Below are 24,095 nucleotides of genomic sequence, written 5' to 3' on the forward strand. Positions count from 1 at the left end.
AGCGCTATTTTTTTAACGCGATCGCATCTTTCCCGTATAATTCTGCCAGTGCTTCCAACAGACTTCTATCAATAGTTACCCCATTTTTAAGCGCAATACGCTTTTTGCTCGACGATTCATAGACGATCAGCTCACCTTTCCCCGGATATCTGCCCACTATTTCTGAAATGGCTTTCTTGTCCTTGGTGTCAAGCACTTCGACTTTGACATAGACCTTTGAAGGAAGCTTCGGTTTATAAAGCAGCTTATAGGTCTCTTCATTTAAAGGATACACTTTTTCCGCGATCATTTTAGGTGCTTCATCCTCTTTTAGGTTGATTGTTCCGAGAACCACGAGGGCCTGGTCTACCTTAAATAAGTTGAAGTACTGGTCGTAATGTCTAGGAAAAACGATAATCTCCAAACTACCATAGAGGTCTTCAAGCGTCACAAAGGCCATGAACTTGTCATTTTTGGTCGCTTTTTCGACTTTTCTGACCACCATTCCGCAGATCATATGCTTTTGACCGTCACGTTTGAAGTCGGGCTGCCCTTCCTCGTCTGTCAGTTCTGCCGTGGATATGGTCTGTAGCGCCTCAACCCACTTTGCGTACGCCTCAAGCGGATGGCCGCTCAAATAGATGCCCAGCATCTCTTTTTCAAAATTGAGCCTGATGTTCAAGTTGAACTCGTCCCTGATTGGAAACACATGGTTGGCTTCTTGGGTTCCTGTTTCATTTAGGCCTTCAAACAGGCTAAGTTGTCCCTCAATATTTCTTCTTCTTTCGCTTAAGATACCGTCTATCAGCTTTTCAAAACCGCCGAGCAGTCTTGCCCTATAGATTCCAAAGCCGTCGCACGCGCCCGCTTTGATCAGGCTTTCAATCGCTTTCTTGTTCAGCTCTTTTGTGTCGATTGCCTCTAAAAAGCCTTGGAAATCTTTAAAATCAGCTTCTTTTCGTTTTTGAATGATGCTTGCGATGATGCCCCTTCCGACATTTTTAACCGCCAGTAGACCAAAACGGATCGCTCCCTTTTCGACAGTGAAGGTCTCATAGGAATACCTCACATCGGGCGGAAGCACTTCTATGCCAAGCACCTTGCATTCGCCGATGTACTGGGCGACCTTGGAATGCGACCCCATGATCGATGTCATCTGGGCCGCCATAAATTCCACAGGATAATGCGCCTTTAAGTAAGCCGTCTGATAGGCGATGATCGCATAACCTGCGGCGTGGGACTTGTTGAAGGCGTATTTTGCAAAATCGATCATGTCGTCGAAGATGACACTTGCAGCCTTTTCAGAGATCCCGTTTCTCATACAGCCGGCAATTTCCACATTGCCCGCCTCGTCCGTCTTGCCGTGGATAAAGAGCTTGCGCTCCTTTTCCATGACATCCATCTTCTTCTTACTCATGGCTCGTCTGACAAGGTCGGATCTGCCGTAGCTGTATCCGGCAAGCTTTCTCACCGTCTCCATGACCTGCTCCTGGTACACAAGGCAGCCGTAAGTCACATCCAGGATGCTCTTTAGGCTGTCGTCCACATAGACGATACGGTCTGGATGGTTCTTGTTTTCGATATACTTTGGAATCGAATCCATCGGACCCGGCCTGTAAAGGGAGATTCCTGCGATGATATCCTCAAAGTGCGTCGGCTTTAGCTCGCGTAAAAACCTTCGCATGCCCGATGATTCAAGCTGAAAGAGTCCTAGCGTATGACCGCTGGCGATCAGCTGGTAAGTTTTTTTATCTTCGACACCAAGGGTGCTGAAATCAAGCACGGTTCCTGTGGTCTCTTCTATCAGTCTTAAGGTGTTACCGATGACAGTAAGCGTCCTAAGTCCTAGAAAGTCCATCTTGAGAAGTCCAAGTTCCTCTAAAAGGTTCATGTTGAACTGGGTGGACATGCTGCTGTCATGCAGGTAAAGCGGTACGTAATGGTCGACGCTTTCCTTTGCGATCACCACACCCGCCGCATGGGTGGACGCATGCCTTGGCATGCCCTCAAGGGCTTTTGCAATATCGATCAGCTGATGGACGTTGTTGTTCTCGTCATACAGCGCCTTAAGCTCCCTGCTCTGTTCGAGTGCGCCATCGATGGTTATACCGATTGAAAAAGGAATCAGTTTTGCGACCCTGTCCACTTCGGCATAACCAAGGCCCAGCACTCTTCCGACATCCCTGATGGCGGCGCGTGCGGCCATGGTACCGAAGGTGATGATCTGGGCGACCCTTTCCTGACCGTACTTGTCGATCACATAATCGATGACTTCCTGCCTTCTGTCATCCTGAAAATCGATATCGAAGTCGGGCATGGTGATCCGCTCCGGATTTAAGAACCTTTCGAAGATCAGTCCGTATTTTATGGGATCGACATCCGTGATTTCAAGGCAGTAGGCCACAAGACTTCCGCCGCCGCTGCCCCTTCCGGGACCGACAAGGATAGACTGCTCCCTCGCATACCTGATAAAGTCCCAGACGATTAGGAAATAGTCCTCGTATCCCATCGTCTTGATCACATCAAGCTCATAGTCAAGTCTTTTTCTTATGTCCTCACTTGCATCCGGATATCTTTTTTTGAGTCCCTTTTCACATAGTTCCAGCAGGTACTCATAGGGCGTCTGCCCGGTACTCACAGGAAAACTCGGCAGATGAAGCGTGTCAAAATCAAACTCCACCCTGCACCGCTTCGCTATCTTCTGTGTATTTTCAATCGCGTCCGGGCAGTAGTGGAAGAGCGCCTTCATTTCTTCTGGAGACTTTAAATAGAACTGTTCGCTCGGAAAACGCATTCGGTCCGGTTCTGCGAGAGTTTTTCCCGTTTGGATCGCAAGCAGCACATCGTGGTTCGTCGCATCCGATTTTTTTAGGTAGTGCACATCGTTTGTCGCGACAAGCGCGCAGTCCATCTCTTTGGAAAGCTTTAAAAGACCCATGTTCACTTTCTTCTGCTCAGGCATTCCATGGTCCTGTAGCTCCAGGTAAAAATGATCACGACCGAAGATGTCGAGATACTCACCCGTCAACCGTTTCGCATCGTCCATGTTTCCATATAGCAGGGCCTGCTGCACCTCACCCGCAAGACAGGCGCTGAGTGCGATGATCCCCTCGCTATGGTTTCTGAGCACCTCTTTGTCGATTCTCGGCTTGTAGTAAAATCCCTTCGTGTATCCAAGGGACACAAGCTTGATCAGGTTCTGGTAACCCTTCTGATTCTCAGCAAGCAGAATAAGATGGCTGCTTGACTTGTCTTTGCCCGCTTCCTTGTCGTCCATCCCTCTTGCGGCAACATACACTTCGCAACCGATAATGGGGTGGACGCCGTTCTTTTTTGCCGCCTTATAAAAATCGACCACGCCGAACATCACACCGTGGTCCGTTATCGCCACGCTGTCCATGCCAAGTCTCTTGACCTCGTCAAATAGACGGTCGATACGTGCGAATCCGTCTAAAAGGCTGTATTCGGTATGTAGGTGAAGGTGTGTGAATGACATGTTTTCTCTCCTGTGCAACGAAAAGGATAAATCATCGATTTATCCTAATTTCACTTAATATGATCTCACGAATCCAGACCTAGTTATTGTCCATCATAGACGTCTGCGGTCCAAATATCGTTTCTTTCCAAATTTGATAAATCAACTCATGATACTTGCTTGGAATATCATGTACCCTGTTTTCCATCAGGGCTATCGTGTCGATAACCGTCTTCTTCTTCATGGCCTTTTTTATGGCGGACGAGGTAACTTGGTCGATCATCTTGATATCGTAGACCGGTTGCCCCTTATATTTTCGACTTCTCAGCTTTTCGGTCTGTGATTCCACACTAAGCAGCTCATGCATGACAACCATGGCGCCCGACTTGTTCTTAGCGTTCATGGCGATGCTCATGTAGTCCTTTGGACCGACAGAGGCTTCACCAAGCACAAAGGGTCTAGTTCCGCCTGGATAAATCGCGTCACCGGTCATGTAATAAGCATGTAAAAAATCGTTGCTCATGGTCATCACCAGCAGTCCGTCGGCAAATAGCTTATCGAGGACCTCCTCTGATTCAGGATACGAGGTTCCGCCTCCATATAGATAAGGTGTCAACTCTTTTAAATACGCCATACCAGGTGCGACAAGCTCTCTTAGCTGAGCTTCCGTGAGGTCGGATTCTACAAAGGCCTTATCCTTTGCGAAGTTTAGTAGCACACTTCTTAAAAAGGCACCACCGAGTTCTGTCTTGGGATCGGGATAGACGACCATCCCCTCATTCACCTTTGCGACACTCAGCAGCTCGTCAAGCGTTTTGGGAGCATCATAGATGATGTCCTCGTTATAATAAAATGTGATCTGGCTCTGATTGAAAGGGACGGCGAATCCTTCGATAGGCACTTCTTCCATATACATGTTGTCAAGCGCTTTGAGACTCATCATCCTCTGATAATTATAGATCCGTTCAACGAATGGACCGTATAGCAGCTCGGCATCCTTATATTCTTGAAACTCAGCTTTATCAAGCCACAGCATGTCGATGTCGCCAACCGCCCGTTCGTTGACCTTATCGGACATCAGGCTCTGGTAGACCTCGTCCTGCTCCGCTTCAACCAGGTTTAGTGTGATATTGTACTTGGTCTTAAGTTGCTGCTTGATCGCAGTGTTGAGCCAGTTGAACGCCTCGTCATCCTCAGTCCATATGTAAAAATTGACAGTGGTACCGTCCACGCTGTCGATTATTCTATCCCAGTTGGTGTTGCCGGTATTGGATCCTGTGGTGCAGCCTGTCGTCAGCATTACTATCGCTATTACAAAACCTATTAGTTTCTTCATTTTGATCTCCCTATCCTACCCCTATTTCTATCTATTATACCACGTTTCAGGCGCGCTACACAGAATAGAAAAAGCCGCTAGGACAACGTGTTGTCCTAGCGGCCCGATATCAGGTCAAGAAATGCCTTCATTCTTTCTTTTAAAGTATTCCATATGCTCGTACTCACCCGCTACAAGGATTTCTTTAATCCTCACCGACGGATTCTTCATCAGGTCGATTTCGAAGTGACCGTGCATCTTGTTGTTGCCCGCATCCTGAACGATCCTCACAACAGGCTTATGACGGTGTCTCACAGTCACCACAGCCACATCACCGTTCATCAGCTTCACAATCGCACCGTGATAGAAGTAGCCCACAGCGCTTGAAAACTCCTTGACGGTCTTAGGATCAAAATGGATGCCCGATTTTGCCACAATGTAGTTCATCGCGCTATAAGGACTGATTTTTTTTGAATAGACCCTATCCGAAGTCAAGGCATCAAAAACATCAGAAATGTTCACAATTTTTGAGAACGCATCGATCTCATCGCCCTTGAGACCTTGAGGATATCCGCTACCACAGTGCTGCTCGTGATGGTTGAGCGCGATTCTCGCAGATCGTTCCGATATGTCCTCTGATCGTCTAAGTACTTCATAGCCGAGTTTACTGTGATGTTTGATCATCGAAAACTCTTCTATAGATAACGATTCAGGCTTGTTCAGTATATTTTGATCGACAAACAGCTTTCCGATATCATGCAGGATGGCTCCCATAGCGATCTCCCTTAAGGCGTTCTTATCAAACCCTGTATGGATGGACATCACTATCGCCAGTATCGTCACGTTGATCGCGTGATCGAAAAGATAGGAATCCACCTCGCGTAGCTGATCGATATGAAATACCACTTCATCGGAATTGAGGATGTCGTTGATGATTTTTTTTACAACCGCCTGGATGATCTGGGCGTTCACCGCTTCTGATTCAAGCAGCTCAGTTACGGCCAGTTCAAGCTTCTCTTTCGCCTGTTCGCGGACCTTTATGATACGCTTTTCACGTTTTTCTTTAATTAGGGCGATTCGAACACTCTGAGATTCTTCTGGCGACTCATGCTTTAACAACGCTTCTATCGCTACAGTCGTCACTAGTGTCTCTTCAATCTTATTGATGTAAGTGTTTCTGAGTTTTATACCGCTGGCAAGCAGGATGTTTCCTTCGGTATCATAGATGTTTTCTGCCAACACCATGCCCTCTTCCAGTTCGGACACGGTGACCATGATTATTTCTCTATACATGTCTCCTCCACTGCCGAAACTTTCGACAACCTTTTCACATTACAAAAGGTCCTTAAGACCTTGATACCCACAGTGTATGCTTTGCGTGGTAATTATATCAAAATTTTTATTCGAAAATATATGTGTATTTCGTCTTATCTATTAAGATTATGTAACTTTAAAAATAGAAAAAACGCGCCCACGGCGCGTATTCTATAGATCAATCAATTCATTATTTACAAGATCAACCATGTTTTCCATCGCTTGTTTCTCGTCGATCCCATCAAAGGTCAAAAGCAGTTCAGACCCACAAGGGACTCCCAGCGAAATGATACCCATGATGCTCTTCGCATCAACTGTTTTTCCGACATAATTGATGTAGATATCACATACATATCGGTTGGTATGTTGAACAAATGCCGCTGCAGCTCTTGAATGCAAACCTGCTTGATTCTTAATGATTACTTGTGTACTTACCATATCAATCACCCTCCGTAATTTTCATTGCTAATTTTTCTATTTTTTTTAGGCGATGATTGATTCCCGATTTTCCAATCGGTGGTGACAACATCTGACCTAATTCTGTCAAACTCAGTTCCGGTTGTTCAAGTCTCAGCAGTGCGATCTCGCGCAAGTTGTCAGGTAGGGATTCGAGTCCCATGACATCTCTGATTTTTGCTATCGACTCGACTTGTCTAATCGCAGCGTTCACTGTCTTGTTAAGATTTGCTGTTTCACAGTTAACCACTCGGTTGACATTGTTGCGCATCTGCTTCACAATCCGCGTATTCTCAAACGCGAGAAGAGTCTGGTGGGCACCGATGATGTTTAACACATCGACAATTTGATCGCCCTCTTTAATATATACCACATAATTGTTTTTTCGCACAACAGATTTCGAATAAAGTCCATAACTATTTATGAGATTTATCAGGCTGTGGGCATAGGTTTCACTATGGGTCACAAATTCCAGATGGTAGGACTTTTCAGGATCACTCAACGATCCGGATCCTAAGAACACTCCTCTGATGTAGGCGCGCTTTGCCGCATCGCTCTTCACAATGTTTTCAGGAACGACATCTATGATCTCGATGCCGTTTTCCTTGTTGATGATCCCCATCTCGGCTAAGAGATCCAGAGCATCCTCCACATAAATCTCGTAGATGTGATGTTTTTTTAGAGAAGAGTTCTTCTTAACGATAACTTCGGTCTGTATCTTGAATATTTTTTTGAACAAAGTAAAAATCAACCTTGCAACCGCTGCATTTTCAGATGAAATCAGCACATCTATCTTACCACCCGACTTGAGCTTAAGTGTTCCGCACACCCTTACGATAGCGGACAACTCGGCAAGCAGACTTTGCCTGTTGTCGGAAAGCTGCCTCGCAAGCTGGGTTTTGGTTTTAGACGCAAATGACATGACGCTTCCTCACTTCTTTAAGTATTGTTCCTATAATATCTTGCAGTATATGCTAAAATCGATTTTTCAATGATATTGCGCTCATCATCGTACTTGATGATTTTTGCCGCCTTATTCATATGGATGAATCTCGCAGCCTTGAATCCTTCTTCCCGTTGCGGTACACACCGCATCGACTGAGTGGTCATCAAGTACCATGAGACTGTCTTATCCACTAGATGATTGTCAGTCCAATAGTTCTTATAGGTATAATGGATATCACCCACATATTCAAGGATCTCAGCCTTTACTCCAGTCTCTTCAAGAACTTCACGCAGAGCTGTTTCAGATTTTAATTCATTCTCTTCAATTCGCCCTTTTGGGAGTACCCAGTCGCCATTCATCTTCATCAGCAATAACACTGTGTTACCGAAGAACACGACTCCTCCCGCGCTATTTTCTTCTCTCAAAGTGACCTTCCTATCCTTAAAGTATAAGCTGTATCTAAAGTTATCCCAATATACTACATATAGTATAGCATATTGAATAGGGATATGCTAGGTGGTGGCACATTAAGAACACCAATTCCAATCCATTGGCTAAACAATTGTTAAATGCTTGTAATAATAAAGCTGAATTTTCAGACAATTTTGTCATTGTTGACACATCGCCATTCTATTTTAGTAGAATACACCTAGGGAGGATTTTATATGAATATGAAACTGATTGTATTGTTAGTGGGGATCACATTCGCCTTAGCGGCATGTAGTTCTCAGGTGAGTGAACCTTCGGTTGGTGATGTAACCGAATCTGGCGAGGCTGCCGCTGTCGTCGAAATCAAACAAGAACCCTATGAGACGGTAGAAATTCTTTCGCAGGACGGGCTGGTTATCACAGCGGATTACTATTTTCATGATAGCTCATCCGATTACATGCTGCTGATGCACCAAGCAGGCTCAAGCAGAGGTGAGTTCCGCGAATCGGCACTTCGTTTTTTGGAACTCGGATACAATGTTCTGACCATTGACCTAAGAAGCGGTGAAAGCTTCGAAGACGTAGTCAATCAGACCGCAGCACTTGCCGTTGAGCAAGGTATCGCAAATCAAAGAACCGATGCATATCAAGACGCTGTTGCAGCGCTGAAATACATCGATGAGACCTTTGCACACGAGCGGATTTTCGTATTGGGCAGCTCTTACTCATGCGGACTAGCACTGCAGCTAGGTGTTGATTATCCAGGTCTTGTAGATGGTATTCTGACGTTTTCGGCCTCAGAATCCGTGATGATCTCAAACCAGATGATCGCCGACAACATCGAAGGACTATCCATACCGGTATTCTTCACCTCAGGCAAGTTTGAGGCTGATGCGTATAACTACATGAGAAAACAGGTGAAGTCCGATATCAATGTCGCATTCCTACCCGAAGGAAACGGTGTTCACGGTGCAAGTTCACTGCTTTCAAGCAATGAGAACTATTTGGAGTACTGGGAAGCTGTGGAGGCGTTTTTAGAAGAAGTGAAAACAGGGAAGATTGAAGATTAGGGATTGATGATTGGTGATTGGTGATTGGTGATAAAAACTATTAAATGCCCTTGGACTTGTCCAAGGGCATTTGTCTATTTTACATATCTTACGGTGTCGATCAGGTCAAGCAGCCTTTCCGATAGTTTGTCGGCGTCGTGTCTGATATACCCAGCCTTTACTTCTATCAGGGATTCCTCGATCACAGACACTCCGATCAGCTCGAGCTTTGCAATGTCTGTTTCTGTCAGCCTCAGCATGTCGGCGCCTTCGCTTTTATAGCGCTGTTCAACATCGAATTCGACATGTTCGTTGTTGACGAGAATGCTATCTATGATTCCAATACTGGTATGTTCAATGATAGTCTCCACATGATCCATCAGCGACATCTGGTCTGTTTCGCCAGGTTGCGTCATCAGGTTCATGGCCAATACCTTTTTTGCCTTGGTCCTAAGCAGGGCCGCTTGAATATCGTCGATCAAAAGGTTTGGAAGAATACTCGTATAAAGGCTTCCAGGACCGATCATGATGATATCAGCATCCAAAATGGCTTTCACACTTGCATCAAGCGCGTTCACCGCATGGGGTTCGATAAAGACGCGCTCGATGCTTGCCTTGTATTTGGACACCATTTTAGGTATCTTCGATTCTCCTTTGACGATCAGCCCGTTGCTAAGTTTGGCATAGAGCACGATATCGTCAAGAGACACAGGCAAGACCTTACCTGTCACAGCGAAAATCTCATGGATTTTCGTCAGCGCCTCTTCCATACCACCTGTCATACCCACCATTCCTGCGATCAGCATATTGCCGAGTGAATGGCCTTTTAGTTTACCATCTGAAAATCTGAATTGCATCAGGTCCTGCATCACTTGCTCGGCATTCGAAAGCGCCAAGATGCAGTTTCTTATATCTCCCGGGGGTAGCATGCCAAGATCTTCTCTAAGCTTTCCCGAACTGCCACCATCATCAGCGACGGTGACAATGGCTGTTACATCCGTCGTAAAATGCTTAAGTCCCCTTAGCACTACGCTAAGGCCCGACCCTCCGCCAATTACGACCACCTTTGTCTGATATCTTTTCATCTTCCTTGCCTCATTTCAGATCTCTGTGTTTGACCGTGGATACGTAATGTTCCGATTCAAAATCCGATGCCAGCTTGTTGGCAATGGATACAGACCTATGTCTGCCTCCCGTGCAACCGATGGCGACAATTACCTGGTTTTTACCTTCCCTTATGTATTGCGGCACTAAAAAATCAAGCAGATCCTTCAGTTTTTTGTAAAACGTCTTTGTTTCATCCCACTTGAACACATACTCCTGTATTTCAGTATCGTTTCCAGAAAGCGGTCTTAGTGCTTCATCATAATAGGGATTCGGCAAGAATCTGACGTCAAAGACCAGATCGCTGTCCATTGGAATACCCTTTTTAAAACCGAATGACTGAAACGTGATGGCGATCTGCTTTGCGGCAGCCTCACCCAAAAATTGCTTTTTAATCGTCAGCCCTAAGGTGCGTCCGTTCATATGGCTTGTATCTAAAACGATAAAGGCCTTAGATTTCAGTCTATGCATCTTATCGCGTTCCATATTGATTCCGTCCATGATCGAACCTTCCGGGTTGAGCGGATGAGTTCGTCTTGTTTCTTTAAAACGATCGATAAGCGCCTTATCGGATGCATCTAAAAAAACAACCTGACACCGAGGGTAAAGGGCTAAAAAATCTTCGATATCGCTTTCAAAGCTATCGAAAAAACTTCTGCCCCTGATATCCACGCCGATGGCGATTTTATCTATCGGGTCTTTGAGTTGCTCGCACATCGTGACAAACTGCGTCATAAGCGCAGGGGGTAAATTGTCGATGCAGTAATACCCCATGTCTTCGAGACTTTTAATAACCGTGGATTTTCCAGCACCTGAAAGTCCGGTAATTATCTTGATATCCATTGCTATCTCCTCATCTATGCTTCTCTAATCTATCTGTAGCTTAGTTCTTCTTTAACCGGTTCACATTGAAAACATCGTCTTCAGTAAGTCCCGCCTCTACGGCTCTTGCAATCCCTTTGTCCACACGGCCCACATGCCTTGGATCATGTGCATCGGAATTGATGATGAATCTCGCGTGTTTCGCTTTCGCCCTTCTGATTTCTTCGACACTCAGGTGTCCATGATGGGCGTTGATCTCAAGTAGGATGCCTTCTTCAAAAGCGGTTTGAGCCACGCGGTCGATATCGATCGGACCTTTCGCACCAGGATGTGTCACAGCAAAAAGAGGATAACGCTTCATGGCGTTTACCATGGCTACCGTGTTTCTTTTAGTGCAAGCCTTCCTTAAGCCGGGTATCCACTTTGAGAGCAGATTGGACACATGATGCCAGGTGTCTCTGAAGACCTTTTTGGGTACAGAACCGAAATGATAACCTGCCATTACAAAATCGAGTGATCTGAGAAGCTCCTCATCCACATCGATGTCACCTTCAACGTTCAAGATATTCGCCTCTAAACCGAATTTGATTTGAATTTGCGGATATTTCTGATTGAGCTCATCGATTTCTTCTTTGATCTGATAGAGCTTGTCCCTTTTCACACCGAATGTCAGATGTCCATAACTGTGCTCTGCGATGGCGATCACTTCAAAGCCCTTTTCAATTGCTGCAAGCACATTTTCTTCAATCCTACCTACTCCGTGCGAGAACAAGGTATGGGTATGGTAATCACCGTTAATCTTCATTTAAGCACCTTCACCGATCACACGAACTTCTGGACAAAGCTCCACATCGAACTGGTCTTTCACAGCCTTTTGAATGACCTTGATCAGCGTGATCACCTCGCGGTAAGTAGCCTCTCCGACGTTGACGACGAATCCGCAGTGCAAATCGCTGACCTGAGCGTCACCGTATCTGACCCCTCTAAGACCAGCATCTTCAATAAGTTTTCCTGCATAAAATCCTTCGGGTCTTTTAAAGGTCGATCCCGCGGAAGGTAGCTGCAGCGGCTGCTTGGTGGTACGTTTGACAGTCAGTTCGTTGACTCTTGACTGAATCTCATCTATTGCATCCTCATGAAGCTGCAGTTCCACCTCAAGTACCGTATACCCCAAATCCTGAACGTTTGACGCCCTATATCCAAATTTTAAATTTTCTTTTTCAAATCGTATGACATTGCAGTCCTGATCGAGCGCGGTTACAGAAACCACAACATCCTTCATCTCACCACCGTACGCTCCGGCGTTCATAAATACGGCCCCACCTATGGTTCCGGGGATTCCACTTGCAAACTCGAATCCGCCAAGACCGTGGCTAGTCGCTAGGTTTGATGTAGATGAAAGTAACGCGCCCGCTTGCGCTTTTATGGTACTACCTTCCACTTCTACCCCACTGAACTTCTCGGCGATTTTTATCACAGCACCTCTGATCCCTAAATCGGTAACCAGGATGTTCGATCCGTTTCCGATAAGTGTGACCGGCACCTGATGCCGTTTTAACACCTTATAGGCATGTTTGATCTCATCCACAGAACTCGGGGTGATCATCAGTTCTACTGGCCCCCCTATTTTGAACGAGCTATGCGATTTCATCTGCTCATCCCTGCTGATATTTCTGTCGTCGATTCTAAGTTTCAGTTCGTGTACGATTTCATTTATATTCATGGCTTTCTCCTAACCCGTTTTCCTATACCCGCAATTATGTATCTCTAACTACCTCGTTTATTATACACTACTGCTCCGCACATTCAAGCAAAGCAATCAAGCATTTTTATATTATTACACTTTTCTGACAAATATGATTTTACGTTGCCAGCAAAGAGACCGTATTCTATAATTGAACCATCAGATAAAAGGGGATAAACGAATGAAACGAAAACTAATTGTCACGTTGTTTTTTATAGTAATGCTGTTCATCTTATCAGGTTGTGGGGGTAAGTTGGCCGTTAGCGACACGACGGTACATGCGAGTGAGGCGCTTGCCAAAGACGGTAGCGTCACGCTCCATATCACCGGCGGCAAAAAACCATATGCTGTAAAATGGTTGGATGGAAGCACAGAACTCGTACGCGAGGGACTGCCATCAGGGCGATACATCATCACTGTCAGTGACGCAAGAGAAGAAAAGATCGTTACAGAGGTTGTCGTCGAAGAGCCGACAACCGGCATCATGACAACAGAAGACGGTTTGGAATACGGCATCGTTAAAATCGGAGATCAGTGGTGGATGGCTGAAAACTTTAGAGGAACAAGCAGTCCTCTAGGTACTCCCCTTCATGGAATCAGCTACGAAGACAAATCCGAAACAAACGGACTGCTTTACAACTACGAAGATGCTGTCAGCGGCGCACCCGACGGTTGGCACCTTGCGACAGATATGGACTTCATGAGGCTTGAATACCTATACGGCATGACCGAAGTCGATGCCGAGGAAGTAGGCACTCAAGAACGCGGAACCTACCAAGGGCTCTTGCTCCACCCAGGTGGAGAAACCGGATTCGACAGCGAGTTTTACGGATGGTACGGCGGCGACACCCCGCAGTTCGAAGGTTACGGAGAATTCGTCAAGTACTGGGCCGACTCGGGGCATGACGACTCAGAGGGTGACGTCTATTCAAGGGTACTTGTGAAGAACAGGGACGATATCGGCAAATTCATCGAAGAAAAAGAAAGCAAGATGTATGTCAGGTATGTCTATGGTCCGCCCGCAAAATCGATAGATTGAAAAAACGACTCACCATATGGTGAGTCGTTCGTTTTAAATAAACAAATTTCCGTTCAGATACTAACAGCCGTGAGTATCTCCGTGATGCTCCTTATCTGCGATCACATCGATCTTGTTGTTCTTATTGACAAATACGACGTTCGGCTCGAATGTCTTCGCCTCTTCTGGAGTCATCAAGGCGTAAGCGATGATGATGACTACATCTCCAGGCTGTGTAAGTCTTGCAGCCGCTCCGTTAAGACAAATGATTCCGCTTCCTCGTTCTCCTGCGATCGTGTAGGTTTCAAGTCTGGATCCATTGTTGTTGTTTACGATCTGCACCTTTTCACCTTCAAGGATTCCTGCCGCGTCAAGCAGGTCTTCGTCGATTGTGATCGAGCCCACGTAGTTCAGATCAGCTTCTGTAACGGTCGCTCTGTGAATTTTCCCTTTAAACATGGTAATGAACATGACTTATACCTCCAAATATAGATTGTCTATCAATCTTGTCTTATCAATATATACAGCAAGTGCTATCAAAATTTTGCCGCTGATGGCCTCCACCGGCTCGAGCGTGCTGAAATCGACGATTTCAATATAGTCGATTTTGGCAAGACGGTTCGGCAGAATATGATTGAGTATGGCCTTTTCGATCACATTCGCACTGCGTTCCCCTTTTTCGATCAACGTTTTGACACGAGCTAAGGCACTGCTTAAGCAAAGCGCCTGGACTCTGGCTTCTTCACTCAGATATTTGTTCCTAGAACTCATCGCAAGTCCGTCTGATTCGCGTACGATCGGACATGGAACCACCTTGACATCAAAGTTCAAGTCTTCCACCATCCGGCTGATCACTGCGACCTGCTGTGCGTCCTTTTGACCGAAATACGCCCTATCGGGTTTGACAAGGTTAAAAAGTTTTCCAACTATCGTAGTGACACCTTTAAAATGTCCTTCTCTTTTTGCACCGCAAAGTCCCTTTACGATACTTCCCTGTGTTTCGATGTAGGTCTGAAACCCTCTAGGGTACATCATTTCATCCGTAGGGAAGAAACAAGCGTCCACACCGACAGAATCCATCAGCTGGGAATCCCTTTTTTCATCTCTCGGGTAACTGTCAAAGTCTTCTCCTGGTCCAAACTGGGTAGGATTCACGTAAACACTTGTGACAACCAGATCATTTTCTTCTTTCGCTTTTTTCATCAGTGACAGGTGTCCTTCATGTAAAAAACCCATGGTAGGCACAAACCCTATCGTTTTTCGGTTCGCTTTTGCTTCGTTTATAAATGCCTTAAGCTCACCTATACTCTTGATTGAGATCACTTCATCCACATCCTTTATTTATTAATAAAGCGTTTCCAGTTCGACATCGCTTGGTTTGAAGCTATGTTCCTCTTTTGGAAACTCGCCTGTTTTGACTTCGTTATGGTAATTCGTCAATGCTTCTTTCATTAAATTGCCTAGTTGAGCATACTGTTTGACAAACTTAGGGCTTATCTTGTCGTAAATGCCGAGCACATCATGAAACACGAGTACTTGACCATCCACATCGCTGCCGGCACCTATTCCTATCGTCGGTATCACAAGCGACTGACTGACCCATTTTGCTATATCAGGCGGAATGCACTCGAGTACGATAGCAGATACACCCGCCTCCTGAAGCGCCAGCGCGTCTTCAAGGAGCAGCTTTGCAGCTTCCTTCTCTTTTGCCTGTACTTTATATCCGCCAAATGCGTTCACAGATTGCGGTGTAAGTCCCAAATGCCCAATCACGGGAATTTGAGCGTGTAGTATCGCTTTTATCGCAGGTAGGAACTGTTTGCCGCCTTCTAGCTTAATGGCGTTCGCACCTGCTTCTGTCACTAGCCTTCCTGCGTTTCTGACGCTTTCTTCTACAGAAATATGATAACTGAGGTATGGCATGTCGACGATCATAAAGCCCTCGGGCGCGCCTCGTCTTACCGCTTTTGCATGGTGTATCATATCTTGCATTGTTACTTTTAAGGTATCATCGTATCCCAGCATGACCATGCCGAGCGAATCTCCTACAAGTAAGGTATCCATTCCTGCCTGGTCCGATAATTTCGCCGATGAATAGTCATATGCCGTCATCATCGAAATTTTTTCACCATTAGTTTTCATCAAACTAAATGATTGATTTGAAAATCTTTTTTTCATAACCATCACTCCTCGTTTATGAGTTTTTTAATCGCTAGTTTCACCTCGTCGGTCAACTGCTCCTGGTAACTTTCATGTGTGGCTCTTGCGAGTGCCAAGTAAAATTCCTTATCTTTACCGGTTAAAGCCTTCAAGTGTTTTTCAATCGTCTTGACATCACCCCTGAACAGTGGTCCTGTCTGGGCATTTCGCACCCCCCGGCTGCCGACATTCATCAGCGCCGTCTTGGCGAGCCCGACAGCGATCTCAGTAGCTTTATCCTCTTCGAATCCGATACTCTGATAAAGCCCGATCGACCGGTTCAGCACGGTAACGATATAATTGGAAGCCATCACAGCCGCCGCATGATACACCGCCTTATCGTCTTCTGAAATCTTGATCATCCTGTCTTTAATTGTAGGAAGCTCGGCTTTCCATAGTTCAAACAGCTCAGAGGAAGCCTCCACACCGAAATAGGTGTCCTTAAACAAGGAGACGTCATCGTAAACGCTTGCGAACGCCCTTATCGGATGAATGCCTACTACTCTTATCGATGGATTCAATTCTCCGATGACAGAAGCGCTGAGGGCGCCGCTTAGATGAATTACTCCAGTAGTAGCAGCGTCCAATTTCAATGAAGAGAACACTTGTGCGATCTTATCGTCCGGAACGCTGAGAACCAGCCACTGTGAGCTTCTAATCAGTTCCTCGACAGACGTTATCCTAGCCTTAGGCGCACAACTTTTAGCAAGTTCCAGCTGCGCTGACGACCTGTCATAAAACGCAACCTCGTGCTCGTTTTCGATGAAGAGTTTAGCCATATTAATTCCAGCACGTCCAGCTCCAATAATACCGATTTTCATGGAATCACCTTTTCCTTGCATTAAAAAAAGCTACTTGAAGATACAAGTAGCAACTTATCAGAACTTATGACACAGCACGCATAAAACTCCACTACAGATGAGTGGATCGGTCAATTTATGCTGTCTCTCGCAAAACGCTGAAAGCAGTACTTGTAAAAAAAAGTTGAAAGTATAGTGCGGCTCATACGATACCACCTATAGGGTAAGTTTATCACAGGGTTCCAATTTTTAAAAGTAAAAGAGCAACATTGGTTTTTTATTTGAATCAAGCTTTCATTAATGGTATAATCACATTTGAACCTAGAAGTCGGTTTACCCCGATTTCACACAATACCCCAAGCGGCAAGAAGACATGACCCCCATGTCTTTTTGTCATTTTTTTGACCCTTTACCGCAAGCAATTATCAGATCAACACCTCCATTGCATATTTACATTTTTATGTTAATAAGCACGTATTATGGGTATAGTGCGTATTGGGAGGTTAACTATGAAAAAAGAAAATCTTGTTGAGATCTATAAGACGCATGATATGGGTGATATCCCCATAGAAAAAACAATAAAGGCCGTGGAATCCCTAGGCCAATTTTTACTTCAAAGAGACCTGACATTTGAAACTGCCCACATAGAAGCCATCGAAGAATACGTATCCTATTTGGTCAAATACCATCATAACGACGCTGAAACCCTGCTGGCAATCGCATATTATTTCAACGCTATCAAACGCACAGATGCATACCATTACTTCAAATCCTTATTCAACAGTCACGAGATCTTCGAAACCATCAAACAGCGGGTTGTCACCTACGCGGGAATAGGAGCGTTGGAAAAACTTTTTTCCGGGCTGAAATATCCGCCACTTGGCACACCGCCGACTGCGTTTGGCAGCTTCACCCAAGACCTGATGGATAAAATGCAAGAGCATCTGTCAGCAGACGTCTACAAGAAGGTTCTGACCACCACCAAGCCCAAAAACCATGAAGACTATATTTATGAAAAGCAGGTCTACAGAAACCTAGGACTACCTGAGTTCGATCAGACGAATCATCACCATCATCTACCCATCCGAAGTGATTTCGACAAAAAAATCAAATGGCGCCAATAAACTTAGTGTCTAGGCTTAAACCAAAAATAAACCCAGAGGATTCTTCCTCTGGGTTTTGATTTTCAAGATTCACTTGTCATCAGTAGTCCATTGTCTGAGCCGTATAAAGCAGGCTATATTCATAATCGACTTGTGTATCACATTCACTGCACAGACCGATCGGATTAAGATCGCTCTCTTTTCCACATCGTTTACATGTAATATTCTTTAGCTTCATCTCGTCTTTTTTCTCTGCAAATTTCAATAACATTGCAATCCCTCCCTCAAATCGTTCGCGTGAATAATTGTATACAGTAATACCTTAATGTAATAATACCACCGGAAATGACTTGTGTAAATACAATTCAGTCACTTTTTCATTGCATTCTTAAGTTTTTTCTTCATTTTTGCAAGTTGGGCATCGTTTGACTTGCAAGATGGTTTTCTTGCATCAAAAAACGGTTGTATGCATCCTTTGATGCACACAACCGTCAAATTTTTGAACTCAACTTACATTACATACTAATTATCCAGCTTCTCGTTCACCCAGTCCCAAAAAGCACTCACTTCAAACCCATGCCTCCAACTGGCGACTCCCGCCAGATCGTATTTTGAAATCAGTTTCAGTCGATTGGTCACCGACCGCTCATCCTCAGCCCAGATCCGCAAGACGGTATCCTCACCATCTCCCTGCATCTCGTAGTAAGTCTGTCCTATTTTTTCATCATAGGATTTATACACGTCGTATTTCAGTAAAAAGTCGGCCATATTCTTCATCGAAAGCGCAGAACTGCTGACTTTAATACTGTCCTCCACTTTTGTTTCTGTCCATACCCTCATATAGGTGGGTACGCCCAGTATCAATTTATGCTTTGGAACTTCCTTTAAGGTCAGTTTGATGCTCTCTTCAACCCAAGGAATCGATGCGACCGATCCTGAAACCTCCGAGGTTGCCCAGTGCTCGTCGTAAGCCATCAGTATCACATAGTCCGCAACTCTTGCGACATCCGCACGATTGATAAACTTTGACCAGTTGTCGCTTCCGCCAGGCCTTGTCACATCAACAGACAAAACGATACCCAGTTCCTGTGTTTTTTCATTAAGTTTGGTAATAAAGTCGGTGATGGCATCCTGATCTGCTATGTCGACATTCTCAAAATCGATATTGATGCCGTCAAGGCCATAATAGATCGCATAAAATGTCAGTTGATCGATAATCCGCCTCACTAAAACCTCATCCTTTAGTGTCGCATGGGTCAGCTCAGGATCGAACTGGTTGTCGAATAGGGCATGTACCTGATACCCAAGGGCTTTTGCCTCTTGTATGTACCGCTTATCCATGTTGTTAAGCACCCAACCGTCCACAGTCAACCTAAATACCGTGGGAATGATGATATCGAGCCCTTCGATTTTCTCTGTAGGCGTCTGGTCGATCAGTTCCTCATAACTGCTTACATGGTCCCAAGTCATCTGAACCCTTCCATACTTGGTCTTTGCCTCTTGCTTGACAAAAGAAAAGGGCGGTTTGGGCATATGGTACAGATCTCTTACATCTTTCTTATCGACAAAACCCATTTCGCCCACGCTAGTGACGATTTTCATATAGTCGCCGGTCTCATCGACCACAAGGACCCTTTCCTTACCGAAAAGGGTTCTGATGACCGCAGATAATGGCGCACCTTTAACCCTCAAGGCTGATTTGTCATCGACAAACCCGTATAGGGACTGTTGACTTCCTGTGAAGAGGACCACATGATTTTCACCCTCGATAAGCTTATATCCCATCAGTTCACTCAAATGGCCGACTTCGATATATTTAGCCCCCCCAACATCGACAACAGGCAGATTGATTTCAAAATCGCCACTGATCAGCTGGGACTTAAACGGCTCAGGCACACCCGACAGGTCGAGTCCGTCTTTTGAGAAAAGAATTCTCTTCCCTGAGGGAGCGATCCTATAGTTTTGGGGCATGATATGTTCGACGACATCCACTAGGACGAAGGTATGGGCGTCTGTCTTATGGATCACAGCCTCCCCTTCTACCGCTTCTGCGTCAATAAAGAGCTGTGTCTTCTCCAACATCATCTGGTATGAGAGCAGTTCGCTTTTTGTGACATCCATGAAATTGTAATAGAAATAGGAGCTAAGGACTAAAACAAGTATTAATAAGATTAGTATCGTTTTTTTCATGTTCATCGATCGCCTCTGATTACAATATCGGTTTAAACTGATCTGTTGTTTCTGTATTCATTTCGTCTAGCACTTTGCCGATCATCTTGATTCCAAAGGTAAGCTCATCCGCTTCCACACCGGCAATTGTGATCCTAAAGTACGGCGACTCCACTTTAGAGGCATAAAACGCGTCACCCGAAGTGATCAGCACGCCTCTGATTTTGAGCTGCTCATAGAGCGTTTTAGAAGACGAGAACTTCCTGAGCTTTAGCCAGAAGTTAAAGCCTCCTTCAAAGCACATGACCTCGCAGTGCGGGGCCAGGTACTTTTTAATCGCCTCACTCGCCACTTGGTATCTATTTTTAAATGTGTCATGCATCATGTTTTTCTGAGTCTCGTAGTAGCCGTGGGTGATAAACCGTTCAAAAGCCCTTTGGGTCAGACCTGAAGTGGTAATATCCGTGGACTGCTTGGCCATGATCACCTGCTGCTTGAGCCTTTCAGGAGTCAGCATGAATCCCAGTCTTAGACCAGGCATCACCGCTTTTGAAAAACTCTTGATATAAATGACCAAATCGTCGGTATCGATAGCTTTTAACGGTTTGACATGCTGGCTTGAAAAGGCCAGATCAGAACAATAGTCGTCCTCAAGCACCATCAGCTGGTGTTTGTTGCATATCGCGATCAGTTCCTCACGTTTTTCTTTGCTGTACACGACGCCCGTCGGATTTTGAAGGATCGGCATGACATAAAGCAGTTTCGGGCGGTACTGGTAAATATACTCGCGCAGCTTGATCAGGTTGGGCCCGTCTGCCTCAAGAGGCAATTCGAGAATCCTCGCCCCACGGGACTTAAACGTAGCGATCGCTCCTGTATAGGTCGGAGCCTCCACGATCACCGTATCGCCATAATTGATCAGCGCCTTGGATACAACATCCAACCCCTGCTGCGCACCGGACAATATCTGAATCGAATCTTCGTTTGTCTCGATACCGTTCTCTTTGAGCACATGAAGACACAGCGCCTGTCTGAGCGCCGAGTACCCTCTGGAGTCCTGGTAGCCGAACGCACCGCCCTTGTCCCTATCGAGCACTTCATTCAAGACGCTTTTAAAATTCTCAACAGGAAAAAGGTAATCAGATGGGGTCGTGGTGGCGAGATTGATTCCTATCGTATGGTTTGTCTGGTTTGGAAGCTGCGATTCCTTATAACGCTGATCCACCACGATGGATTCACTGTTGTTTTCGATTCGCACATACGTGCCGCTTCCGACTTTCTTATAGACCAGCTCATGCTTCTCAAGAAGCTTGTAAGCGTTGATGATTGTGATATTGTTCACATTGAGTGCTGAAGCGTATGTTCTAATCGGAGGAAGTTTTTCATTCGCTAGGATCTCTCCTGATTCAATCAGTTTTCTAATCGCCTTATAGAGCTGAACATACAAATGTTCCCTAGCCTCTGGTTTTAGTTCCACACTAAAAAAAATCGACATACTGCCTCCTTTTACAAAAAATAAAAAACCCGAGATGCCGTCTCCTTTGAATTAGACACCACACCTCTATTCAGGTGGGTGATCTGTCCAATGTTTCTGTCTTCCGGTCATGCCGGCTTGACATCCTCATTAAGAACGCGATGCTCCCAATTCTACATTGGTGGTTCTATTCGTAAGGCTACGCACATCCTAGGCTTTTCTTAAGTTTATTATACTATATTTCAAGTGATTTTTAAAGGGATGTGCTGTGATATATAACACTCTACCTCTTACTTCTCTTTGGTATGCCTCACACCTTTGATGATGTAGTTCACTGTTCCGTCACCGTTTCGCTGCACTTCGATAAATCCGTCGTCTTCGAAAAGTTCGAAATCGCCTCGGATGACAAATCCCGTGTCTGTGCGGATCGTCTTGCTTTTCATCTTCTTGTCGACAAAACGCTTGTCGATTTCAAACTTCTCATCACTTGCGATACCCTGCTGCTCAAGTTTTGTGATCAGGCTGTGTCTTGCATTCGTATCATGGGCAAGCGCTTCTTTGGCAAGATCCTCGGCAGAAACAAGCGCGTGGTATCTCAGCTTGTCATCCACTGATTTTCTCAACTCGCTCGCAGTGTCAAAATCCTCTTTCAGGTTTTTTTGCGCCCAGTCCTCGATCGTCTTTTTGAGCGTCTTGGTCTTGTCCTTATAGTCGAACTCACGGGTTGCGTTTAAAAAGATCTTCACAAATCGTATTTTCTCTTCTTCATCGCTTGAGCGTTTCTTGTTCAGAACGATCAGGTCGTATTCGTTGTCATCACTCACAGGTACGCCGAATGCGCACTGCATGACCTTTTGCTGTTGTGACGGCAGCGCGATTTCTTGAGCGACGATGTTCACATTGAACGACGACTCATTAAACTCGATTTCGTGGATATACGATTTTTGAAAATCAAGCTTCATCAGTCCATAAGCCGAAATGTTTCCCGTATGGAACTTGATGACCAAGAGGTCGCACGAAGGTTCCTTTGTTTCCTTGATCATGTTGAAGAGTCTTAGGGCCAGCTCATAGGACGCCTCTAAAAAGTCATCCTCATCCAAAAGCCGCATACTTCTTTCGATCATCGCCGTACCTGGCATGAATTTGGCCTTGAAAGCACCCTCGTCGGTCAGCGCCTTTAGCGCATGTTTGGTGATAAATTCATGCACATCCTCACGGTCCAAGTCTAAAAGCTGCTGTGCAAGAATAGGCTCGTCCATCTGTGTATCAAGCACGTGAAGCACCGCCTTATCAAGCACCACGTTTTCTATATGTCTTAAATCCATCATATTCATTACTCCCTTTTCGCATTGTTATTCCTTATTATACATGAATGCTTTGTCGGGTGTAACCGTTAATTTCAAATCGCAAGGAAAAGCCGCGGACGAACCCGCGGCTTTCATTGTTACCTCTCGTCCATGATGCTTTCTTCTTCAAGTTGAACGGTCATTCCGTCCTCCAGTTCTGTTGCAGGTGACTGGACCACCATGTCTCCTACCTGTAGCCCGCTTACCTCGTAGTAGTCGACACCTTCTGTCAATGTTTCAATTTGGGTCAATACGACCTCCATGTCTTTCACAAGGAACACGTGACCGTTTCCATTGATTTTAAAGTAGGCGCTGTCTGGAATTCTGATACCTTCCACTTCTTTTAAAACGACTTCAAGGTCATATTCATAGCCAAGCTTCATACCTACCTGGCTGTCAAACTCAATCTCTACCGTCACTCTTTTTTGCTCGACACCAAGGTCTGAAACCTTTGTATGTGCCTTAGGATAGATTTTTCTGATTTTCCCTTGGGTCTCGATCCCTGAATCATTCGAAATCACAACTCGCGCTCCTACTTCAAGCATCATGATATCGTCTGCGAGCAGGTCGGCCTTGATGTACATCTGCCCTAGCTGATCGATTGTGACAAGCGGCATGCCCGTCGCCACATAGTCGCCGATGCTGACATGTTTTGTGACGACCACCCCTTCATAAGGTGCTGTCACCGACGCTTTTGCGATCATCGATTCCAGTTCTGAAATTTGCACATCGACAGCCGCAAGCGAGCTTTTCGCTTGGTCGACCACGTTGCCGCTGGTTCCCTTCTTGGCCATCTGATAGTCGTTTACGGCCGCCTGATAATTGGCATAGGCAATGTCCACGGCGCTTGATAAGTCATCTACCACAGATTGGCTCACCGCACCGCTTTCGAGCAGCGCCTCTTGCGTCTTAAGTTGATCCGAAAGCTGTTCATACGCGAGTTTGGCGCTGTTTACCACCGCGCTAAGCTTTTGTAGCAGATTGCTGTCAGTGGGTTTCTCAAGCTCCGATTTGCTTGCGGTCAGTCCTGCCTTTGTCGCCTTGAGCACTTCAAGCTGATACTGCAGCGCATCGTCGTCGAGTGTGAATAGAATATCGCCTTTTTTCACTTCATCGCCGATATCGACATTGATCGTCTCGACCTTAGCGGTCAGGTCGCTGTAGATTGTAGCGGATTGTTCCGCGATTACCTCACCCGTGTCTTCAATATAATCGACAACAGGTCCCTTATCGACCTCGTATACCTTGACCAGTTCGCCTGTCGATCCCATTTGCATATAATACGCGCCCGCTGCGATCACGCATACAACGCTAATGATCCAAAGCCACTTGTTTTTCATCAATTTCTTCATC

Annotated in this window: 22 protein-coding genes and 1 other RNA gene; 3 read left to right on the top strand and 20 right to left on the bottom strand. The window is 45.5% G+C overall.

Annotated features, from left to right (window positions below):
- Window positions 1-4: 4 nt before the first annotated feature.
- From DWB64_RS01610 to DWB64_RS01635, 6 genes are all read right to left on the bottom strand, one after another.
- Window positions 5-3,475, bottom strand: a complete 3,471-nt coding sequence (locus DWB64_RS01610) for a DNA polymerase III subunit alpha (RefSeq protein ID WP_129486428.1) — start codon at window positions 3,473-3,475, stop codon at window positions 5-7.
- A 79-nt stretch (window positions 3,476-3,554) separates the two neighbouring features.
- A complete protein-coding gene (locus DWB64_RS01615; protein ID WP_129486429.1) occupies window positions 3,555-4,790 on the bottom strand; it encodes an ABC transporter substrate-binding protein in 1,236 nt (411 codons plus the stop codon).
- A 114-nt stretch (window positions 4,791-4,904) separates the two neighbouring features.
- Window positions 4,905-6,062, bottom strand: coding sequence for an HD-GYP domain-containing protein (locus tag DWB64_RS01620; RefSeq protein ID WP_129486430.1), 1,158 nt, complete (start codon window positions 6,060-6,062; stop codon window positions 4,905-4,907).
- Window positions 6,063-6,254: 192 nt separating this feature from the next.
- Window positions 6,255-6,521, bottom strand: a complete 267-nt coding sequence (locus DWB64_RS01625) for an HPr family phosphocarrier protein (protein ID WP_129486431.1) — start codon at window positions 6,519-6,521, stop codon at window positions 6,255-6,257.
- A 1-nt stretch (window position 6,522) separates the two neighbouring features.
- Entirely contained in the window at window positions 6,523-7,461 is a 939-nt protein-coding gene (gene whiA / locus DWB64_RS01630; protein ID WP_129486432.1) for a DNA-binding protein WhiA, read from the bottom strand.
- A 17-nt stretch (window positions 7,462-7,478) separates the two neighbouring features.
- Window positions 7,479-7,910, bottom strand: coding sequence for an NUDIX hydrolase (locus DWB64_RS01635; protein ID WP_129486433.1), 432 nt, complete (start codon window positions 7,908-7,910; stop codon window positions 7,479-7,481).
- Between the two features lie 240 nt (window positions 7,911-8,150).
- On the opposite strand from DWB64_RS01635, the gene DWB64_RS01640 reads away from it, so the two are divergent.
- Window positions 8,151-8,984: an alpha/beta fold hydrolase gene (locus tag DWB64_RS01640; RefSeq protein ID WP_129486434.1), complete on the top strand. Its 834-nt coding sequence runs from the start codon at window positions 8,151-8,153 to the stop codon at window positions 8,982-8,984.
- Window positions 8,985-9,058: 74 nt separating this feature from the next.
- Here the strand turns inward: DWB64_RS01640 and yvcK are convergent, their stop codons facing one another.
- The 4 genes from yvcK to murB are packed head-to-tail and all read right to left on the bottom strand — an operon-like array spanning window position 9,059 to window position 12,612.
- A complete protein-coding gene (gene yvcK / locus DWB64_RS01645) occupies window positions 9,059-10,048 on the bottom strand; it encodes a uridine diphosphate-N-acetylglucosamine-binding protein YvcK (RefSeq protein WP_129486435.1) in 990 nt (329 codons plus the stop codon).
- A 10-nt stretch (window positions 10,049-10,058) separates the two neighbouring features.
- Complete coding sequence (rapZ, locus tag DWB64_RS01650) at window positions 10,059-10,910, bottom strand: RNase adapter RapZ (protein ID WP_129486436.1); 852 nt, start codon at window positions 10,908-10,910, stop codon at window positions 10,059-10,061.
- Window positions 10,911-10,950: 40 nt separating this feature from the next.
- Window positions 10,951-11,694: a PHP domain-containing protein gene (locus tag DWB64_RS01655; protein ID WP_129486437.1), complete on the bottom strand. Its 744-nt coding sequence runs from the start codon at window positions 11,692-11,694 to the stop codon at window positions 10,951-10,953.
- Window positions 11,695-12,612, bottom strand: coding sequence for a UDP-N-acetylmuramate dehydrogenase (murB, locus tag DWB64_RS01660; RefSeq protein WP_129486438.1), 918 nt, complete (start codon window positions 12,610-12,612; stop codon window positions 11,695-11,697). It abuts the gene before it with no gap.
- Between the two features lie 202 nt (window positions 12,613-12,814).
- Here murB and DWB64_RS01665 point away from each other — a divergent pair, with 202 nt between their 5' ends.
- Window positions 12,815-13,672, top strand: coding sequence for an FISUMP domain-containing protein (locus tag DWB64_RS01665; RefSeq protein WP_129486439.1), 858 nt, complete (start codon window positions 12,815-12,817; stop codon window positions 13,670-13,672).
- 60 nt (window positions 13,673-13,732) lie between these two features.
- Here DWB64_RS01665 and panD read toward each other — a convergent pair whose 3' ends face one another.
- The 4 genes from panD to DWB64_RS01685 are packed head-to-tail and all read right to left on the bottom strand — an operon-like array spanning window position 13,733 to window position 16,671.
- Window positions 13,733-14,122 carry an aspartate 1-decarboxylase gene (gene panD, locus DWB64_RS01670; protein ID WP_129486440.1) on the bottom strand — a complete coding sequence of 130 codons (390 nt, stop codon included), beginning with the start codon at window positions 14,120-14,122 and terminating at the stop codon, window positions 13,733-13,735.
- A gap of 3 nt (window positions 14,123-14,125) precedes the next feature.
- On the bottom strand, window positions 14,126-14,974 hold the full coding sequence (panC, locus tag DWB64_RS01675) for a pantoate--beta-alanine ligase (RefSeq protein ID WP_129486441.1): 849 nt from the start codon (window positions 14,972-14,974) through the stop codon (window positions 14,126-14,128).
- Window positions 14,975-14,995: 21 nt separating this feature from the next.
- Window positions 14,996-15,829 carry a 3-methyl-2-oxobutanoate hydroxymethyltransferase gene (gene panB / locus DWB64_RS01680; protein WP_129486442.1) on the bottom strand — a complete coding sequence of 278 codons (834 nt, stop codon included), beginning with the start codon at window positions 15,827-15,829 and terminating at the stop codon, window positions 14,996-14,998.
- A 5-nt stretch (window positions 15,830-15,834) separates the two neighbouring features.
- A complete protein-coding gene (locus tag DWB64_RS01685) occupies window positions 15,835-16,671 on the bottom strand; it encodes a Rossmann-like and DUF2520 domain-containing protein (RefSeq protein WP_164980171.1) in 837 nt (278 codons plus the stop codon).
- A 488-nt stretch (window positions 16,672-17,159) separates the two neighbouring features.
- Between DWB64_RS01685 and DWB64_RS01690 the strand changes: the two genes are divergently transcribed.
- Window positions 17,160-17,774 (top strand): hypothetical protein, encoded by a 615-nt coding sequence (locus DWB64_RS01690; RefSeq protein WP_129486444.1) that lies wholly within the window; start codon window positions 17,160-17,162, stop codon window positions 17,772-17,774.
- 79 nt (window positions 17,775-17,853) lie between these two features.
- On the opposite strand, the gene DWB64_RS19170 is transcribed toward DWB64_RS01690, so the two are convergent.
- The 6 genes from DWB64_RS19170 to DWB64_RS01715 form a co-directional block, all read right to left on the bottom strand.
- Window positions 17,854-18,024 (bottom strand): hypothetical protein, encoded by a 171-nt coding sequence (locus DWB64_RS19170; protein ID WP_164980172.1) that lies wholly within the window; start codon window positions 18,022-18,024, stop codon window positions 17,854-17,856.
- 251 nt (window positions 18,025-18,275) lie between these two features.
- Window positions 18,276-19,949 (bottom strand): glycosyl hydrolase family 18 protein, encoded by a 1,674-nt coding sequence (locus DWB64_RS01695; protein ID WP_129486445.1) that lies wholly within the window; start codon window positions 19,947-19,949, stop codon window positions 18,276-18,278.
- 13 nt (window positions 19,950-19,962) lie between these two features.
- Window positions 19,963-21,417, bottom strand: coding sequence for a PLP-dependent aminotransferase family protein (locus tag DWB64_RS01700; RefSeq protein ID WP_129486446.1), 1,455 nt, complete (start codon window positions 21,415-21,417; stop codon window positions 19,963-19,965).
- Window positions 21,418-21,439: 22 nt separating this feature from the next.
- Window positions 21,440-21,616: non-coding RNA, 6S RNA (gene ssrS / locus DWB64_RS01705), on the bottom strand.
- Between the two features lie 70 nt (window positions 21,617-21,686).
- Window positions 21,687-22,724, bottom strand: coding sequence for a nucleoid-associated protein (locus DWB64_RS01710; protein WP_164980173.1), 1,038 nt, complete (start codon window positions 22,722-22,724; stop codon window positions 21,687-21,689).
- A gap of 116 nt (window positions 22,725-22,840) precedes the next feature.
- Window positions 22,841-24,094, bottom strand: a complete 1,254-nt coding sequence (locus tag DWB64_RS01715; RefSeq protein ID WP_164980174.1) for an efflux RND transporter periplasmic adaptor subunit — start codon at window positions 24,092-24,094, stop codon at window positions 22,841-22,843.
- Window position 24,095 lies beyond the last annotated feature (1 nt).

This window comes from Fusibacter sp. A1, from assembly GCF_004125825.1.
Lineage (GTDB): Bacteria > Bacillota > Clostridia > Peptostreptococcales > Acidaminobacteraceae > QQWI01.

Bases quoted from the DNA above. Each gene is read 5' to 3' on its own strand.
- yvcK (WP_129486435.1), bottom strand. From the start codon at position 10,048: ATGAAAAGATATCAGACAAAGGTGGTCGTAATTGGCGGAGGGTCGGGC.
- DWB64_RS01640 (WP_129486434.1), top strand. From the start codon at position 8,151: ATGAATATGAAACTGATTGTATTGTTAGTGGGGATCACATTCGCCTTA.
- panD (WP_129486440.1), bottom strand. From the start codon at position 14,122: ATGTTCATTACCATGTTTAAAGGGAAAATTCACAGAGCGACCGTTACA.
- DWB64_RS01690 (WP_129486444.1), top strand. From the start codon at position 17,160: ATGAAAAAAGAAAATCTTGTTGAGATCTATAAGACGCATGATATGGGT.
- DWB64_RS01625 (WP_129486431.1), bottom strand. From the start codon at position 6,521: ATGGTAAGTACACAAGTAATCATTAAGAATCAAGCAGGTTTGCATTCA.
- DWB64_RS01615 (WP_129486429.1), bottom strand. From the start codon at position 4,790: ATGAAGAAACTAATAGGTTTTGTAATAGCGATAGTAATGCTGACGACA.
- DWB64_RS01655 (WP_129486437.1), bottom strand. From the start codon at position 11,694: ATGAAGATTAACGGTGATTACCATACCCATACCTTGTTCTCGCACGGA.
- DWB64_RS01685 (WP_164980171.1), bottom strand. From the start codon at position 16,671: ATGAAAATCGGTATTATTGGAGCTGGACGTGCTGGAATTAATATGGCT.
- DWB64_RS01700 (WP_129486446.1), bottom strand. From the start codon at position 21,417: ATGTCGATTTTTTTTAGTGTGGAACTAAAACCAGAGGCTAGGGAACAT.
- DWB64_RS01610 (WP_129486428.1), bottom strand. From the start codon at position 3,475: ATGTCATTCACACACCTTCACCTACATACCGAATACAGCCTTTTAGAC.
- DWB64_RS01695 (WP_129486445.1), bottom strand. From the start codon at position 19,949: ATGAACATGAAAAAAACGATACTAATCTTATTAATACTTGTTTTAGTC.
- rapZ (WP_129486436.1), bottom strand. From the start codon at position 10,910: ATGGATATCAAGATAATTACCGGACTTTCAGGTGCTGGAAAATCCACG.
- murB (WP_129486438.1), bottom strand. From the start codon at position 12,612: ATGAATATAAATGAAATCGTACACGAACTGAAACTTAGAATCGACGAC.
- panB (WP_129486442.1), bottom strand. From the start codon at position 15,829: ATGAAAAAAAGATTTTCAAATCAATCATTTAGTTTGATGAAAACTAAT.
- DWB64_RS19170 (WP_164980172.1), bottom strand. From the start codon at position 18,024: ATGTTATTGAAATTTGCAGAGAAAAAAGACGAGATGAAGCTAAAGAAT.
- DWB64_RS01620 (WP_129486430.1), bottom strand. From the start codon at position 6,062: ATGTATAGAGAAATAATCATGGTCACCGTGTCCGAACTGGAAGAGGGC.
- DWB64_RS01710 (WP_164980173.1), bottom strand. From the start codon at position 22,724: ATGATGGATTTAAGACATATAGAAAACGTGGTGCTTGATAAGGCGGTG.
- DWB64_RS01665 (WP_129486439.1), top strand. From the start codon at position 12,815: ATGAAACGAAAACTAATTGTCACGTTGTTTTTTATAGTAATGCTGTTC.
- whiA (WP_129486432.1), bottom strand. From the start codon at position 7,461: ATGTCATTTGCGTCTAAAACCAAAACCCAGCTTGCGAGGCAGCTTTCC.
- DWB64_RS01715 (WP_164980174.1), bottom strand. From the start codon at position 24,094: ATGAAGAAATTGATGAAAAACAAGTGGCTTTGGATCATTAGCGTTGTA.